Source organism: Micromonospora sp. NPDC002717 (assembly GCF_040295705.1).
Taxonomy (GTDB): domain Bacteria; phylum Actinomycetota; class Actinomycetes; order Mycobacteriales; family Micromonosporaceae; genus Micromonospora.
Window position 1 is genome coordinate 65,158 of sequence record NZ_JBEOVW010000002.1, and the last position, 16,378, is coordinate 81,535.

Below are 16,378 nucleotides of genomic sequence, written 5' to 3' on the forward strand. Positions count from 1 at the left end.
CGGGCCGGCGCCGGCGGTAGGGTCGTGACCATGACCGCGCCCGACCGCCTCTCCCCCGGTGACCCCGCGCCCGACTTCCGCCTGCCCACCGACACCGGCGAGACGCTCTCGCTGGCCGACCTGCGCGGCCGTAAGGTCGTGCTGTACGCCTACCCGGCGGCCATGACGCCCGGCTGCACCAAGCAGGCCTGCGACTTCCGCGACTCGCTCGCCTCGCTCCAGGCGGCCGGCTACGAGGTCGTCGGCATCTCGCCCGACAAGCCGGAGAAGCTGGCGAAGTTCCGCGAGCGTGACGCCATCACCTTCCCGCTGGTCGCGGACACCGACAAGTCGGTGCTGATCGCGTACGGCGCGTACGGCGAGAAGCAGTCGTACGGCCGGACGGTGACCGGCGTGATCCGCTCGACCTTCGTGATCGACGCCGACGGGAAGATCGAGCGTGCGCTCTACAACGTCAAGGCGACGGGCCACGTCGCCAAGCTGCGCCGCGACCTCGGGCTCGACTGAGTCCGGCCGCCCTCGACCGGCCGCGGGGGCGTCTCGCCGCCCGGCCGGCGAGGGCGGGCTCGGCACCGTCGTGACCCGACGCTCTAGACTCAGCGGGTCGGCGGGAGTGGCGTAACGGCAGCCGCGGTAGGTTTAGGTCCTATTGTCCGAAAGGACGTGGGGGTTCGAATCCCCCCTCCCGCACTTCGGGGTCCACCCCGCCCGGGCCACCGGCTGCGCTGTTGGACGCGTCACGATCGCAGGTCGGCGCGGGCCCCGCGCGGTCAGGATTGCCCGGTGACCCTGCGCTTCGCCCTCGACCCCGAACTGACCCCCGACCTGCGCGAGGCGATCATCGCGCTCTGGGTCGACGTCACCAACGCCGGCGGGGCGGTCGGCTTCGTGCCGCCGGTCACCGCCGCCGACGTCCGGCGCACCGCGGACCCGACGTTCGCCGGCATCGCCGAAGGCCCGGACCGCCTCCTGCTCGGGTACGCGGGCGACCGCCTCGTCGCGGCGCTGATCTTCTGCGACAACCGGTTCAACCTGAAGGCGCACTGGTGCGTGCTGAAGCGGGTGATGGTCCACCCGGACACCCAGGGCCACGGGTACGGCCTGACGCTGATGCGCGAGGCCGAACGCCTCGGCCGCGAGCTGGGCCGGGAGGCACTGCACGTGACGGTCCGGGACGGCCTGGGGCTGGACCGCTTCTACCGGCGGCTCGGTTACCGGGAGATCGGGCGCCTGCCCGGCGCCCTGCGGGTCGCGCCCGGCGACGACCGCGACGAGATCCTCATGTGGCTCGACCTGACCTTCCCGCCCGCGCCCGCGCGCTGACCGGCCGCTCCGCCCACGCCCGCGCGCCGGGCCGACGGCTCAGCCGCACCCGGTCACCAGGCCACGCCGATGCCGTCCCCGGGATACCAGTGGTTGGCCGGGGTCTCCCGGTAGGCGAGGAACTTCCGGCCGGTGCGCTCGGCGTGCTCGGCGAGGACGTTGGTGGCGGTCACGTTGTCGGTGAGCAGGATCGCGCCCGGCGCGAGCTTGCCCTCGACCGCCTCGAACTCGCGCTTCTCGTGGGCCCGGCTGTGGTCGCTGTCGTGCAGGAAGAGGTCGACCGGCCGGTCCAGCGCGGCGATGGAGGCGATGGAGTCGCCGATCACCAGGTCGACCACCTCGGACCAGGGCGCGGTCCGGGCGAGGTAGCCGGCCTCGGGGTTGATGTCCAGCGACGTGACCCGGCCGGGATGCCCGTCGGCGGCGTTGCGCAGCAGCGCGGCGGCCAGGACGCAACTGCCGAGCCCCTTGTCGACGCCGGTCTCCACGACGTGCTGGGGTCGCGTGGCGCGGACGATCGCGTACCAGCCGATCCGGCGGGCGTAGCGGACGTGCCGGTCGGCGAGGCCCCGGCGGGCCGCGCCGGCGGTGGCGGACTCGATGTGCCGGCGCAGCACGTCGTCCGACTCGATCTCGCCGAAGTACGCGCGGACCTGCTTGACGGGCACGTCGCAGATCACGCTGACGAACCAGGCGAGGTGGTGCCGGCTCAGCTTGGTCAGGTCGTACGTGTAGTTGTGGTGCTCCCGGGAGGTGACCAGCCACCGGGCCGACGTGCGCAGCACCTTGGCGTCGTGGCGGGCGACCCGGGCCAGGCGCTTGGGGAAGGCGGCGACGGGGGCGAAGGGGGTGCGGGCGATGGCTCGCCGGAGCTTCGTTGCGTCCACGAAAGGGTTCTACCAGGCGAAGGGAAACAGCCGCAGAAAAAGTTTCATCCATGGGCTTGGACGGCGGGGACACGAACGCCAGCCGTCTCCGTAGCGCTCTGACCGGTAGGAGGAGGGGCCATCCCCGGAGCGGATGAGGGTACGCGCGCACTCGCTTGCGTAAGTAGCATCGCGCCATGCCAGGTGCACACCAGTTCGTCGAGCCGGACCCCGTCGCTGACAACGCCGACACCCTGCGGGGAAGGAACGGCAAGCCGCGTCGTCGATGGCGGCGGATCGCCCTCATCAGCCTGCTGGTGGTGGCACTGGTCGGGGGTGCCGGCATGATCGCGGGCGGGCTCTACCTGCGCTCGGTGGAGTCGGACATCGAGCGGGTCGACGCCTTCGCGGGCGTTCCGGAGGAGGGCCGCCCACAGGCGGTGGCCAAGGGCGCCATGAACATCCTGATCCTGGGCAGCGACACCCGCGATCCGGAGAGCACGTCGGGCTCGCGCACCGACACCATCATCCTGGCCCACCTGCCGAAGGACCGGTCTAGCGCCCAGCTCATCTCGATCCCCCGGGACACCTGGGTGGCCGTGCCCCGTGCCAAGGACGGCAACCACGGCGGCCGGGACGCCAAGATCAACGCCGCGTACGCGTGGGGCGGGGTGCCCTTGATGGTGCAGACCGTCGAGAAGTTCACCAGCGTGCGGATCGACCACGTCATGATGGTCGACTTCGCGGGATTCAAGGAGATCATCGACGCTCTGGGCGGCATCGACGTCAACTCGGAGAAGAACTTCACCTCGATCCACCCTCCGTTCCGGACATTCCGCCAGGGCATGCAGCGTATGGACGGTGAGACAGCGCTCGACTACTCACGGCAGCGCAAGCAGTTCCCCGATGGTGACTTCGCCCGCATCCGCCACCAGCAGCAGGTCATCAAGGCGATCCTGGACCGGGCCGTGTCCGGGGGCATCGTGACGAACCCCGGCAAGCTGAACTCGTTCGTGAAGGCGACGTCGAACGCGGTGTCGGTGGACGAGGACATGTCGCTGCTCGGAATGGCGACCGACCTACGCGGCCTGCGCGGCAGCAGCCTCGTCTTCATGACCAGTCCGACGAAGGGCACGGGACGGGTGGGCAGCGAGAGTGTGGTGTTCGCGAACACGGAGAAGGCGAAGGCCTTCTACGACGCGGTGCGGCGTGACGCGGTGCCGGAGATCCTGAGCACCGGAAAGTAGGAGGTCGGACTGACGTACCGGCTCTGGTGAGGCGACTGCCTCGGCCGTATCCTTCGTTCGCCTCGGGTCTGTCATGCAACGTGCGAGGCAGTAAACGGGGGAAGGACCAACCATGTCCAGCCAACAGGCGACGGGCCCGGACGCCACCTCGGCGTGGCTCGATGACGCGCTGGCACGACGTGTGGTGACGACGGTGGCCGACGGGGACGCCGGCGCGACCGCCACGCCGAGGTCGGCTCCGCCGGCAGGTGGGCAGGTGGACGGCGACACGTCGCGTCCGGGTCTCGACGTGACGGCGGTGCTGCCCTATGCCGGCTCCCGCGCGTCCACGCGCACCCGTGGGCTGCGGGCCTGGATGATGACGGCTCCCGTCGACGTCGCGGCCCTGCTGACGCCCTTGCTGCTCACCCAGCAGTACTGGCGCGGGACGCTGGCCATGGCGGCCCTGACCGTGACCGTCTTCGCCGCCGGTGGGCTCTACCGCGCCCGCCGCCACGTGAGCATCCTGGACGAGCTGCCGAGCCTCTGCGGACGCCTGCTGGCCTGCGCGGCGGTGGTCACCATCATCGCGGCCCTGCGTCACGACTCCGCAGCGTACGTGGGCGGCTTCGCCCGCGGCGTGACCCTCGCGGCCGGGCTGGTCCTCGTCGGGCGTGCCTTCTCCCGGGAGTTCGCGACCATCGCGCGCAAGCGTCGGTGGGTGGAACACAACGCGGTCATCATCGGTAGCGGGCCGATCGCCGTGGAACTCGCCCGCCTCCTCCGGCGCTACCCCCAGTACGGGCTCCGTTTCGTCGGCTGCGTCGATTCCGCGTCCCCGCTGGCGCCGACGGCGCTCCCGCTGATCGGCACCCTGGACCAGCTCGAACAGCTCGTGCGGATCGTCGAGTGCGACGTGCTCATCATCGCGGACCCGAATTGCCCGGAACTGACGCTGATGGAGTTCCTCCGGCGTCCGGGCAGCGCGAGCTGCGACCTGTGGGCGGTGCCCCGGCTCTGGGGCTCCCGCTCGCACGGCGACCACATCGGCGCGATCCCGATCGTCAAGGTCGGTGACATCACGCTGTCGGGCCCCCGGTGGGCACTCAAGCGCGCCTCGGACATCGTCTTCGCCGCCACGGCGCTGCTCGTACTGAGCCCGGTGCTCGCGCTCTGCGCGATAGCGACGTTCGTCGACGGCGGTCGAGGCATCTTCTTCTACCAGGAACGGATCGGCCGCCACGGCAAGCCGTTCCACATCATCAAGTTCCGCTCGATGCGTCCGGTGGACGAACACGAGTCGCAGACGAACTGGTCGATCGCCCACGACCGGCGGGTTGGACCGATCGGACGCTTCATGCGTCGCACCTCCCTGGACGAACTGCCGCAACTCTGGAACATCCTGCGCGGCGACATGAGCGTGGTCGGACCGCGGCCGGAGCGGCCGTACTTCGTCGAGAAGTTCTCGGCCGAGTACCCCAACTACGCGATGCGCCACCGGGTGGCGGTGGGGCTGACCGGGCTGGCACAGGTCAGTGGCCTGCGGGGCGACACCCCGATCTCCGACCGCGCCCGGTTCGACAACTACTACATCGAGAACTGGTCTCTCTGGCTCGACGCCAAAGTGCTGATCCGCACGGTGGCCGAGGTCTTCCGCGGCGGTGGTCGCTGACCGGTTGGTGGGGCCGGTGAACCGCCGGCCAGACCGATCGACGAGTGCCACCCGCCCCGCAACACCACCTGCTGTCCCCTTCTGCGCGCTCGCCGTCGACCGCGCGCCGACCGCTTGGAGAGTCGATGCCGGACGTTTCGGTCGTGATTCCGACCACGGGCAGGCCCAGCCTCGCCGAGGCGGTGCTGTCCGCCCGCGCGCAGGAGGGGATGTCCGTACGCATCGTGGTCGTCTGCGACACGGCCGGGATACCCGCGTCCGTACAGGAACTGCGGGGGCACGTGGACGAGATCGTCTGCACCGGCGGCGGACGACGCGGCTCCCACGCGCGCAACCTCGGGGTCGCCCACGCAGCCCCGGGCAGTCACGTGGCGTTCCTCGACGACGACGACGCCTGGCTGCCGACGAAGCTCGCGGTCCAGGTTCCGGTCGTCGACCGCCTGGCCGCCGACGGCAGGCGGCCCGTCGTGTCGTCCCGGATCCTGCAACGCAAGGCCGGTGCCGCACCGCTGCCGACGGCTGCCCCGGAGACGCTGATCACCGAGGGCATGCTCCCCGAGGACTACCTCTTCCGCCGTCGACACCTCGGCGTGGGGCGCCAGTCGTTGCCCACGTCGACTCTGCTCACGACCCACGAGCTGGCCACCCTGTGCCCGTGGGACGAGACGCTGCCGCGCCACCAGGACTGGGACTGGCTGGTGCGTGCCGCCCGCATCCCGGGCGCCACGATCGTGCAGGTCGAGGAGGCCACCGCCGTCTACACCGTCGGCAGCCCCGGCTCCATCTCCGCGCGTGCCGACTGGCGGCAGTCGTGGCAGTGGGCCAAGCGGTGGGAAGGGGTGTGGTCGCCGGAGACGTTCTCCGACTTCATCGCCGCGCAGACCCTCCGGTACGCCCTCCAGGCCAGGGACGGCGAAGGCGTACGGGAGATGGTGCGCGCGATCCGGCGAAACTCCGCCCCGTCGGCCCGCAACGCGGTGCTGGCCGCGCTCGGTCTCGTGCCGCGTGCCACCCTGGAGCGCGTGGCAATGCGCAAGTCCCGTGCGTCCGCCAGCTCACTGCCGACCGACGGAGCCCACTGATGCGTCTGCACTTCGTGCTGCCCCAACTGGAACCCCTCTACGGCATGGAGTTGGCGGCGGCCCTGCTCATCCGTGGTCTCCAGGCGCACGGCGTGGAGGTTTCGGCGACCGTCCTGTCGCGGGGTGTCCCGGCCGGCCTGGAGGACCTCAGCATCGACACCCTCAACCTGGGATCCAGGATCACGCGGCTGATGGAGGCTGTCCCGCCGTTGCGGCGACGGTTGCAGGCCCTGCCGGCGGACGTCGAGATCGTCGCGAGCGGGCTGTGGGGAAGCGTCCCGGTGGGCGCGGCGCTGGCCGGCGCCGGGCGGAGCTTCGTCGCGTGGGAGCACTCGCTGCTGCCCGAGCGGCTGCGCATCGACCGCCGGGTGCGGACGCTCGCCCGTATCACCCGGGTCGGCGCGCTGCGCCCCCGGCTCGTCGTCGCGGTCTCCGGGGGCGTCGCGCGGACCGTCCGGCAGCTCGTGCCGGGGCAGCCGGTCGTCACGATCACCAACCCGCTGCCGCCGCGTCCGTTCGTCGCGCCCCGCGACGTCGTCGACCGCCAGCGCATCCAACTCCTCACCACCGCGGCTTTTCGCCCGTACAAGAACCATTCCTGCGCACTCTCCGCCCTGGCCCTTTTGCCCGAGAACTACCACTTGACGCTCGCGGGCGACGGCGAGGAGCGGGAGCTGCTCCAGACGCAGGCGCGTGACCTGGGTCTGGAGGGCCGCGCGACGTTCCTGGGCAGGGTGCCGGGTGTCGGCGGGCTCCTCGCCGAAGCCGACCTGCTGGTGCACCCCTCGCGGGCCGAGACATTCGGGTTCAGCCTGGTCGAGGCGGCCGAGGCCGGTCTGCCCGTCGCCGCTCTGCCGGTGCCCGCGCTGGACGAGCTGATCCCGGCTCTGGTGCCGGGGGCGCTGGCGGCGGACACCACCCCCTCGGCCCTGGCCGAGACGGTGCTGAGGTTGACGCAGGGCGGCGGGCGCCCCGGCCCCGCCGACTTCGAAAAGGCCTGGCACGCGCGCTGCGCCGCGCTCGATCCCGCCGAGGTCAGCCGCCAGTGGGTGGAGGCGTTGCAGCGGTGACCCTGGCTCAGGGAACGGCCGGCCCGGCGCAGGACCAGGACGACCGCCGACGACGGCCGGGGTCACACCGGCGGAGGTCCGCCGTCGGGGGCCGGGGGGACAGCTTCCTCCGCAAGTCCGGCAAGTTCTTCACCGGCACGCTGCTGCGGACCGTCGCGCAGGGCGTGCTCTTCGTCCTCCTCGCGCGGGAGATGCCGATCGGCACCTACGGGCTGTTCGTCGGCGTGACCGCGCTCATCGCCCTGGTGTCGCCGTTCGCCTCCGCCGGCGCGCCGAGCCTGATCTTCCAGAACTACGCCGACTCGCCGGCCGAGTGGCCCCGGCACCTCGCCCGGGGCCTGCTGCTGTCCACGGTCTTCGGCGCGGGCGCGACGGTGCTGGTGACCGCCGCGGGTGTGGCCATCTGGGGCGCCCAGGTGAGCGTGGTCGACGTGGCCTGTCTCGCCTTCGCGGACCTGGTGGCGTGGCGTCTCGTCGAGGTGGTGGCGGCCTCGGTCCAGGCCCGGGGTCGGGTCTTCGTCGCGTCGGTCATCCCCGCCGTCCTGCACGTGGCGCGGCTGGCCGGGGCGGTGGCCCTGGGCCTGGCCGGCCCGGACCCGATGACGCTGCGCACCTGGGCGGTCACGTCGGCCGCGCTCTCCGCCGTCATCGGCCTGTTGGTGATCGGGTACGGGCTGCGCGGATCGGGAGGGTTCCCGTTCGACAGCCGCGGCGCATTCGCGCAGGCACGGGCCGGGATGCTCTTCGCCGTCGGCCTGTCGGCCCAGACGGTCTACAACGACCTCGACAAGGTCATGCTGTCGCGGCTGAGCACGCCGGAGAGCGCCGCCATCTACGCCGCGGCGTACCGGGTGGTCGACTTCACGTACACGCCCGGCCGATCCATGGCGGCGGTCGCCTACCCCAAGTTCTTCGAGGCCGGGCGGGACGGTCCCCGCGCCGCGTTCGCGCTGACCCGGCGGCTGCTGCCGCGCTACCTCGGCTTCGCGGTGCCGGCGAGCCTGTCGCTCGTCGCATTCGCCTGGGTGATGCCGTACGTCTTCGGGGCCGAGTTCGCGGCGGCCAAGACGGCGCTCCAAGGGCTGAGCGCGCTGCTCGTGCTGAAGGCGATCCACTACCTCGCGGCCGACACCCTGTCGGGAAGCCGGATGCAGGGCCGCCGGACGGTCTGCCAGATCGCTGTCGGCGTCGTCAACGCGGGGCTCAACGTCTGGCTCATCCCGGCCTACGGCTGGCAGGGCGCCGTCGTCTCCAGCCTGGTGTGTGACGCGCTTCTCGGCATACTGCTGTGGGGCTGCCTCCTCGCCTCGCTCCGCCGGCACCCGGGCGCCCGCGCGGCGACGGACAGTGAAAGGGTCTGAGTTGGTCAGCCTCTTCGGTTTCCTGTTGACGGCGAGTGGTGTCGCGGTGGCCGTCTGGCTGGTACGCGCCCGGCGGCGCGTCGCCGCGTCGTTCGGCGAAGGCGCCGTGGCAGTAGCGCTCATCGGGTTCGCGGTGCTCACGAACGCCGCGCCGGTGCTCGCCGGGGGACGCAGTTCGGCGCTCATCGGACTGCTGGTGCTCTGCCTGCTGGGGTGGCTGATCGTGTCGGGCCGCCGCAGCCTACGTGGCCCCGCCGACATCTGGCTCCGGATCTCACTGCTGATGATCGGCGCGCTGCTCGCCTGGTGCTTCGCCGTCGACAGCCTCGTCGGCGCCGGCCTGTACGGCTCGCGGCTCGCGGCGTACGCGGCCTCCGGACTGCTGCTGCTCGCCCTGGTCCTGCTGTCCCGCCGCACCGCCCTGAACACGCGCGCGCTGGCCTTCACGGGGCTGGCCGTCCTGGCGGTGATGACGATCCCGACGCTGTTCACCGGGCAGGCGTGGCGGGCCTGCACCGCCGGGAAGCTGGAGAAGTGCTCAGTGGCGGGGGCCCTGTTCAAGAGCTTCTACGACTCCGAGAACTACGTGGCCATGCTCGCGTCGTTCACGCTGGTCGCCAGCCTGTGTGCGATGCGGCGGCTGGAACTGCTGGCGGCGGCCTCCTTCTGCCTGCTGATCATCGTCGCCACGGGTTCGCGCACCAGCTACCTGGCGATCGCCGCCGCCGGCGTCTGGGTGCTCGGCAGCCTCGTCCTCGAACGGCGACGGCAGTTCCTCCGGATCAACTTCGCCCTCTGCGTCGCCCTGGTGGTGTCCGCCCTCGGACTCGCCACCTACCTGACGTGGAGCGCGTCCAAGACGACCCTGAGCAACCGCGGCAACATCTGGATGGCCGCCCGCGAGTACATCGCCGGCGCCGAGGCCACCGGCGCCGGTGTGTCCAAGTGGTACTACCTGCGGGACATCGGCGAGGCGCCCACCCACTTCTTCCACTCGGGCTACGTCCTCGTCATCTTCTCCGGCGGTCTGGTGGCGCTGACCCTCTGGGGCCTCTGGGCGGCCACGCTGCTGCACGGGGCCGTCACCGACGGCCGGGCCTTCTCCGCGAAGGCGCCCGTCGTGCTGCTCGTCGTCTACTCGTTCACCGAGGTGGTCTGGAACCCGCTCTCCGTCGACGGGCTGTCGTGGATCTACGTGGCGCTCATGCTGACCACCTCGGCCTCCGCCACGGTGGATCCGGTCCCCGCTTCCGGGCCTGTTGACGCAGCCGACCGGCCGGTCGGCCGGTGGGCGGCGCGGCGCCGACTGGCGTCCTAGACAGCCGCTGGCCGCCGCCTGAACCAGTGCCGCGGTAGCGCGGTGCCGTCAGCCTCAGGAGCCGGCGGCTGGCGGAGCGCTGCCGGCGATCGGCAGGTTGTGGAAGGCCAACAGCCCGGCGCCCGTCGAGGTGGCGATCCACGGTCCCGCCCCGGAGTGGCCCAGGTAGCTCACGCCGGTCGCGCCAGCGGCCGGGCCGGAGAGGGTCAGCACCAGTCGGCCGCCGTCCCGGTACGCGACGCCGGTGACGGTGACGGTGCTGCCGTTGACGTGGAAGTCCACCTGCGCCCCCGGCTGGACCGTGAGCGGGTCGTCGTCCCGCAACTGGACCACCACCTCGGTGCGCTCGGCGTTGGCGAAGGCCGCCGCCCGCGGGTCGGGGGACGCCACCCCGTCGCCCGGGCCGCCGTACAGGTCGTGGGCCAGCACGCTGAAGACCCGATCGCCCAGCTCGCGGTAGCCCTGCTCCCACGCGAAGTGGCAGCCCTCGTGGCCGGACAGGCCGTTGGTGGACAGCACCGTCACCCCGAGGCTGTCGCGCATCCGCCGTTGGGCCTCCCGCAGCCGTCCGGTGCTGCTGTCACCGCAGGGCGAGGTCCGCACCTGGAAGACGTAGTACCGGCTGCCGCCGGGGATGTCGACGCCGATCTCCCGCCGCCAGTCGCTGAGCAGGGCGGTGACGCCAGCCACGTGCCTGGTGGCGTTGTCGTTGTCCGACTCGCCCTGGTACCAGAGCACGGCCCTGACCCGCCCGATCACCCCGGCGGCTGTCAGGCGTTGCCGCAGCCGACCGTAGTTGGTGGCAATGTCGCCGGGGTTGGCGTCGTTGCGCTGGAAGAACGAGATGGGCTTTCCGTTCTCGGCGCCGTTGAGGACGGCCACCGGCACCTGGTAGGTGTCCGAAAGCCGGTGGGCCATCCGGATCCCCCACTGGCCGACCGAGCCGGGCTGCCGGATCGCCTCGCTGACCGCGTAGTTCCACCCCCGGTCGGACGCCGAGAACGTACGGTCCGCCGTGGACGATCCGTAGCTGCGGACGAAGGCGGACTCCTCCCCCGCGGACGATCCCCGGTACTTCGCCGAGACGGCGTTCGACTGGCCCTGGATGACGTAGACATCACCGGCCACGACGCCGTCCCAGAGGCCGACCCTTCGGCTCAGTCCGTCACCCAGCACGTGCAGTTCGAAGCGGTACTCCCGTAGCGCCGCGACGATGCGCCGGCGGAAGGTGAAGTCACCGCCGTTGGTGACCGGCAGGGTGTCCTCCCACCCCTCGGCCCCGCTGGTGACCTTCAGTCGTACGGCCCTGACCCGGGCGTCGTGCACCTTGCCGACAACGGGGACCACGGCGCCGTTCCCGGCGTCTCTCGGGTACAACTGCCGGTCGCGGGGACGTTGGTCGAGGGTGAGGACCGACGGCCGCGCGTACACCGTCAGCCGACGCTCCGTGAAGGCGCCCGCGTTGTCGGACAGCGTCCAGTCGGGGTGGCCCTCCGGCGCGGTACCGATGCCGACCGACAACGGGTTCTTCTGCGAGGTGAACCCGTTGACCGCGAACACCGTCTGCGGCGGGACGCTGGAGGGGCGGGTGGGGGCGACCAAATGGACCTGGAACGAGCCGTACCCGAGAGCGCCCCGCAGGTCGTCGTCGGCGTCGAAGCGGCCGTCGGAGGCGCCCGGTATCTGGCCGGACGCCCCGGCGTTGTACGAGTTGGGCCACATCTCCAGGTAGCCGGGAAGCCCCGTGCCGGCCGTCAGACCCTCGACGTTGGACGCGATCTCCAGGTCGCTGACCCGCTGCCGCACGATCTGGCCACGCCGGGTCGGCAGACCGAGGCGGCTGGCGTCGGCGGCGAACGGCGCCATCGCCGTCCACACCCACTGCCGGCCGGCCGGGCCCGTCAGCTCCAGGCAGTAGCCGACCCGGTCGAAGCCGCGGGCCACCTCGGCGGTGCGGTCGAACGCGTACGCCGGGTTGCGGTTCGCCCAGTTCGCGCGGACGGGCAGGTCCACCGCCGCGACCGGGGTGAAGTCGGCCATGCCGGGGACGTTCGCCGCGCAGCTCGTGCCGTCCACCGGGGCGACCGTCGGCCGCGCTGGGTCGCCGCCGGACGTCGACCACGCCGCCTGCGGTGTCCCGATCGGCGACGGGGGCCAGGCGACGACCGCCAGCGCGCAGACGAGCAGCCCGACCGTCCCCACGGCGATCCAGACCTTCCGGGGTACGGACCGGAGGCGCTGGAACGGGGAGAGAGGATCGGACACCCTCGGACCTCCACTGGTCGGGCGGTTCGTCGCGGCAAGGCTATGCGATGCGCGGCGACGGATCGTCCGCGCCCGGGACCCGCGGCCGCACCGCGCCCCGGGCGTCATCGTCGGCGCCCGTCAGGAGGCTCGGCGGTCGGCACGGGGCGCGCCATGACCGGTCGTCGTTGTCTGCGATGATGCGCGCCATGGCCGCCACCACCTCCACGCCCACGGTGGGCACCCGGTCCGTCGGGATCGACACCCTCCGGATCGTCGGACTCGCGGCCGTCGTCGTCGGCCATGTCTGGATCGACGACACCACGCGGGCCGTCATCTACACCTGGCACGTCCCGTTGTTCTTCATCCTCACCGGCTACTTCTGGTCGGCCGGCCGCCCGATGGGCGGCGAGTTGCGCAAACGGTGGCAGACCCTCGGCGTGCCGTACCTCGCCTGGCTGGTGCTCCTGCTCGCGATGCTCGCGGCCGTGGCGGCGGTGAAGGGTGGCGTGGGATCGGACGCCTTCAGCGGAGCGCTGTACGGCGGCACCGCCGCCGTACGGCCGTTCTCGGCGTTCTGGTTCATCTCGGTGCTGTTCCTGATCGCGGTCGCCTACCGGTGGCTGGAGCGGTTCGGGGCGGCGGTCAGCTGGGGGGTGGCCCTGGTGGGGCTGCTGGCCGCCTACCTCGCCCCGGACGTGGTCACGGCCGGTCCCCTTGGTGTGTTCCTCGTCCCGGCCTGCCTGCTGTTCGTGCTCTGCGGTCGCCACCTGCGTCAGCTGCGGCCGCGGTTGTCCGCCGGGATGGGCGCCGGCATGGTGTCGGCCGGGGCCGGTCTGGTGCTGATCGGTGCGAGCGGCTCGCTGGACATCAAGGCCGGCGACTTCGGGAAACCGGTGTTCGGTGTGCTGACCGCGGCCCTGCTCAGCTGCGGGTTCATTCTGCTGGCCGAGGCTCTCGACGGACGCGTCGGCGTGCCCGCGGCGCGCTTCGTCGGCCGACTCGCCGCGTGCGGCATGGCTGTCGTGCTGAGCCACGCGGCGGTGCTGTGGGTTCTGCGCACGGGCCCGAACGGCGGCTGGGCCGACCTGGCGGCGGCCCTCGTGCTGCCCTGGGCGTTCGCGCTGGTCGCGCTGAGGACGCGCTTCGGTCCCCAGCTGACCGGGGCGGGCGGACGCCGGCCGTAGGACGCGGTGCCGGGCCGCCGGGCCGGCCCGGCCGGCCAACGCCCTGAGGTGCGGCGGGCTCGGCCCTACGCCTGGTTCCCCCGTCGGCTGAACACCATCGCGATCAGCGCCACGAGCCCGATCACGAGCACGACACCGGAGGCAACGAGCAACGGCACCGCCCAGCTCGGCCGGTCCGACGAGCCACCCTCGCCTCCACCGCTGTCGACGGCCGCCTGACGGTATGCCTGCGCCAGCAGGTTGACCGGGGACTTCTCCGTCACGCCGTCGAAACGGGAGATCGCGGTGGACTCGTCGCCGGCGAAGTACGCGTCCAGACCGGAGCGGTAGAGAGTGTCGGCCTCACCGAGGCTGTTCTGCACCCCCGCCGCATCGAGCAAACCGGTCATCGTGGAGACCGGCACGACCAGCCGGTTGGCCTTGTCGGGCCGGAGGATGTCGTTGTCGAGCAACCCGACGACGCGACCCTGCGGGTCGATCGCGATCCCGCCCCGGGAGTAGAGGCCGATGTCCTCGCTGATGCGGTACGCGTTGACCGGCGACTGGCCGTCCACTCCGGTCACCCGCACGGGCTTGGACAGCACTGTGTAGGTGGCGGACCGGAAGCTGGCGTCGGTGGTGCCGTACCCCAGGATCAGCAGCGGAGTCTCCGGGCTGACGGTGGCGGAGGGATTAAGCTCGGCGGCCGGCAGGTTTTGCTGGGCGAGCTTGACCACTGCGAGGTTTCCCTCTTCCAGACTGAGTGCCTGGACGACGGTGCCGGGGATCGCCGGGCTGTCGGTGACGTCTCCCTTGGCAGCGTTCAACTGCCCGAAGATCTTGACCTCGGGAGCCGTCGTGGTCTCCGTGCCGGTGAAACGGGTCGTCTTCATCCTGGCCCGGGTGTAGCCGGGCACATCCGCGGCGCCGAGTTCCTTCTCGCTGACGAGGACATTGGCCAGGGCGGAGAGGGCACCCGCGAGCACGATGTCCTCGGTCGGCTGCACGCACTGGCCATTGGTGAGGACATGTCCGTCGTGGTTGACCACGAACCCGCTGCAACGCCGGCTGAACGTGACGGGCGCCTCCCGCAGCAGGGCGTTGCTCTGCTTGTTCCTCACGTAGCCGGTGAAGATGACCTCCACGAAGACCATGGACGGCGCAGCGGTCGCCAGCGCCCGCTCCTCGGCGCTGTACAGGGCCGCCTGTGCCCAGGGCTTGAGACCCGGGTTGACGGGGGTGGCGGTCGGGAAGGCAGTAGAGGCGGCCGTGGGCGGGCTCGCCGGCTCACCCGAGCCGCCGGCCGTGACCGCCCAGGCCCCGACTCCGCCGCCCAATGCCGCCACCAGCAGAAGCGCGGCGACGGCGATCCAGCGCCCGGTGCGGCGCGGTGGCGGGCCGGAGGACTGGATCCGACGGACCGGTGCGGCGAACGGATCGTGCGGTGGGATCTCGACCGGACCGCCCTGGGCGGCCTGCGGCTGGGCCGGGTCGGCGGCCGGCGCCGCCGAGTCCACGGCATCGGCGGCGGCGGGCGCGGCGGGCGCGGCCGAAACGGGGTACGGGGCCGCCGACGCCGGCTGGGCGGAGACCGGGCTGGTGTGCATCGCCCACGGCACGTGCGGCAGTCCGGACACCGGATGCGGAACCCCGGACACCGGGTGCGGGACCCCGGAGACCTGCTGGGGAGGGGCCGAGACGGGGGGCGCGGCGGCCGGCGCGGGCTCGTACTCGACGCCGAGCGCCCGGAAGAGTTTCTCGGCCCCCGGACCCACCTCTGAGGAGTACGCCACCCAGGGCGAGGCGGCCGAGAAGTCCGCGTACGTGTACGGCAGAGCGTTCGGCGCCTGTGCCTGCGCGAGGGAGTTGGCGATTCCCGCGAAGGCCTCCCGCCACCCGGGGGCGGCGGCGACGGTGGCGTCCAGGACGGCCACGGTGACGAGGCGGCCCTGTCCGTCGATGGCAGCCCAGGCCTTTCCGACCGGAGATCCGCCCAGCATGTGGGTGAACCTGTAGGGGCCTTCCGGCTGCATGTGCACTCCTCCGCTCAACTGCCGTGGGGATAGTACCGAGGCAGGGCCAACTCTTCCCCTGCCGGTCGCTGGCCCGACACTCAGCGGGACGGGCGGCTCCCGCAGGTCCTCCGCGACGACGGGTTGCCATGTGAAAGTTTTCATGCATAGAGTCGGCACGTGAATGAAGGAGCTGTCGTGGCGCCCACCGAGCAGGTGCTGGACCTGTTCCAGGGGGTCCGGCTCACGCCGACCCAGCGCCGGATCGCGCACTGCCTGGTGCAGCACGCGCCGACGGCGGCGTACCTGTCGGCGGCCGAGGTGGCCGAGCTGGCGGGGGTCAGCCAGCCGTCGGTGACCCGGTTCGCGGTGGCGCTCGGCCACGACGGCTACCCCGCGCTGCGCCGCCGGCTGCGCGAGCTGACCGCCGGCACGCCGGGCGGCCCCGCCGGCGCGGGCAACGAACTCCAGCAGGCGGTACGCGCCGAGATCGGCAACCTCGACCGGCTCGCCGGGCAGCTCGCCGACCGGGACCGGATCGCCGAGACCGGGAGGCTGCTGGCCGCCAGTCGGCCCCTGCCGGTGCTCGGCCTGCGGGCCGCCGCGCCGCTGGCCGCGTACTTCGCCTACTTCGCGGCCAAGGTGCACCCCGACGTGCGGGTGCTCGACGACGGCGGCAGCCTGCTCACCGACCGCCTCGAACAGGCCGCCGCGGCCGGGGCGGGCGCCCTGCTCGCCTTCGTGCTCCCCCGCTACCCCCGGGAGACCCTGGACGCGCTGCGCGAGGCGCGCGCCGCCGGCCTGCGTGTGGTGGCCATCACCGACTCGCCGGTCAGCCCGGCCACCGAGCACGCCGACGTGGTGCTGCCCGCCGCGGTCGGCGCGCAGCTCGTCTTCGACCTGCACACCGCCCCGATGACCCTGGCCATGGTGCTGCTCCAGGCCATCTGTGACGCCGACCCCGCCGACACCCAACGCCGGCTGGAGGCCTTCGAGGCGTCCGCCGCCCGTCGCCAGTTGTTCCTCGGCTGAGAGGAG

Annotated in this window: 13 protein-coding genes and 1 tRNA gene; 11 read left to right on the forward strand and 3 right to left on the reverse strand. The window is 72.1% G+C overall.

From position 1 onward, the window contains the following. The first annotated feature begins 30 nt into the window (after positions 1–30). From bcp to ABT006_RS04345, 3 genes are all read left to right on the forward strand, one after another. Positions 31–507 (forward strand): thioredoxin-dependent thiol peroxidase, encoded by a 477-nt coding sequence (bcp, locus tag ABT006_RS04335; protein WP_350702826.1) that lies wholly within the window; start codon positions 31–33, stop codon positions 505–507. A 100-nt stretch (positions 508–607) separates the two neighbouring features. Beyond that, positions 608–690 (forward strand) — tRNA-Leu (locus tag ABT006_RS04340). 93 nt (positions 691–783) lie between these two features. Further along, entirely contained in the window at positions 784–1,323 is a 540-nt protein-coding gene (locus ABT006_RS04345; protein ID WP_350702828.1) for a GNAT family N-acetyltransferase, read from the forward strand. A 53-nt stretch (positions 1,324–1,376) separates the two neighbouring features. Here ABT006_RS04345 and ABT006_RS04350 read toward each other — a convergent pair whose 3' ends face one another. Further along, positions 1,377–2,210, reverse strand: a complete 834-nt coding sequence (locus tag ABT006_RS04350; RefSeq protein WP_350702830.1) for a class I SAM-dependent methyltransferase — start codon at positions 2,208–2,210, stop codon at positions 1,377–1,379. 176 nt (positions 2,211–2,386) lie between these two features. Here ABT006_RS04350 and ABT006_RS04355 point away from each other — a divergent pair, with 176 nt between their 5' ends. The 6 genes from ABT006_RS04355 to ABT006_RS04380 all read left to right on the forward strand — a co-directional run bounded on the left by ABT006_RS04355 (position 2,387) and on the right by ABT006_RS04380 (position 9,918). After that, positions 2,387–3,436, forward strand: coding sequence for an LCP family protein (locus ABT006_RS04355; protein WP_350702832.1), 1,050 nt, complete (start codon positions 2,387–2,389; stop codon positions 3,434–3,436). A gap of 355 nt (positions 3,437–3,791) precedes the next feature. Further along, entirely contained in the window at positions 3,792–5,087 is a 1,296-nt protein-coding gene (locus tag ABT006_RS04360) for a sugar transferase (protein ID WP_502890862.1), read from the forward strand. 125 nt (positions 5,088–5,212) lie between these two features. Then, on the forward strand, positions 5,213–6,169 hold the full coding sequence (locus tag ABT006_RS04365; RefSeq protein WP_350702836.1) for a glycosyltransferase family 2 protein: 957 nt from the start codon (positions 5,213–5,215) through the stop codon (positions 6,167–6,169). Next, a complete protein-coding gene (locus ABT006_RS04370) occupies positions 6,169–7,239 on the forward strand; it encodes a glycosyltransferase (protein WP_350702838.1) in 1,071 nt (356 codons plus the stop codon). The genes ABT006_RS04365 and ABT006_RS04370 overlap by 1 nt, the downstream gene beginning before the upstream one ends. Continuing rightward, positions 7,236–8,600: a lipopolysaccharide biosynthesis protein gene (locus ABT006_RS04375; RefSeq protein WP_350702840.1), complete on the forward strand. Its 1,365-nt coding sequence runs from the start codon at positions 7,236–7,238 to the stop codon at positions 8,598–8,600. Before ABT006_RS04370 ends, ABT006_RS04375 begins: the two co-directional genes overlap by 4 nt. Positions 8,601–8,646: 46 nt before the next feature. Continuing rightward, positions 8,647–9,918, forward strand: coding sequence for an O-antigen ligase family protein (locus tag ABT006_RS04380; protein WP_350702842.1), 1,272 nt, complete (start codon positions 8,647–8,649; stop codon positions 9,916–9,918). A 54-nt stretch (positions 9,919–9,972) separates the two neighbouring features. Here ABT006_RS04380 and ABT006_RS04385 read toward each other — a convergent pair whose 3' ends face one another. Beyond that, positions 9,973–12,183 carry a sialate O-acetylesterase gene (locus tag ABT006_RS04385; protein ID WP_350702844.1) on the reverse strand — a complete coding sequence of 737 codons (2,211 nt, stop codon included), beginning with the start codon at positions 12,181–12,183 and terminating at the stop codon, positions 9,973–9,975. A 188-nt stretch (positions 12,184–12,371) separates the two neighbouring features. On the opposite strand from ABT006_RS04385, the gene ABT006_RS04390 reads away from it, so the two are divergent. Further along, the gene (locus ABT006_RS04390; protein WP_350702846.1) at positions 12,372–13,349 is read left to right on the forward strand and encodes an acyltransferase family protein; all 978 of its coding nucleotides are present in this window, start codon (positions 12,372–12,374) and stop codon (positions 13,347–13,349) included. Between the two features lie 65 nt (positions 13,350–13,414). Here the strand turns inward: ABT006_RS04390 and ABT006_RS04395 are convergent, their stop codons facing one another. After that, the gene (locus ABT006_RS04395; protein ID WP_350702848.1) at positions 13,415–15,361 is read right to left on the reverse strand and encodes a trypsin-like peptidase domain-containing protein; all 1,947 of its coding nucleotides are present in this window, start codon (positions 15,359–15,361) and stop codon (positions 13,415–13,417) included. Between the two features lie 159 nt (positions 15,362–15,520). Between ABT006_RS04395 and ABT006_RS04400 the strand changes: the two genes are divergently transcribed. Further along, entirely contained in the window at positions 15,521–16,372 is an 852-nt protein-coding gene (locus ABT006_RS04400) for a MurR/RpiR family transcriptional regulator (RefSeq protein WP_350702850.1), read from the forward strand. The last annotated feature ends 6 nt before the right edge of the window (positions 16,373–16,378 follow it).

Bases quoted from the DNA above. Each gene is read 5' to 3' on its own strand.
- bcp (WP_350702826.1), top strand. From the start codon at position 31: ATGACCGCGCCCGACCGCCTCTCCCCCGGTGACCCCGCGCCCGACTTC.
- ABT006_RS04355 (WP_350702832.1), top strand. From the start codon at position 2,387: ATGCCAGGTGCACACCAGTTCGTCGAGCCGGACCCCGTCGCTGACAAC.
- ABT006_RS04360 (WP_502890862.1), top strand. From the start codon at position 3,792: ATGATGACGGCTCCCGTCGACGTCGCGGCCCTGCTGACGCCCTTGCTG.
- ABT006_RS04365 (WP_350702836.1), top strand. From the start codon at position 5,213: ATGCCGGACGTTTCGGTCGTGATTCCGACCACGGGCAGGCCCAGCCTC.
- ABT006_RS04370 (WP_350702838.1), top strand. From the start codon at position 6,169: ATGCGTCTGCACTTCGTGCTGCCCCAACTGGAACCCCTCTACGGCATG.
- ABT006_RS04390 (WP_350702846.1), top strand. From the start codon at position 12,372: ATGGCCGCCACCACCTCCACGCCCACGGTGGGCACCCGGTCCGTCGGG.
- ABT006_RS04395 (WP_350702848.1), bottom strand. From the start codon at position 15,361: ATGCAGCCGGAAGGCCCCTACAGGTTCACCCACATGCTGGGCGGATCT.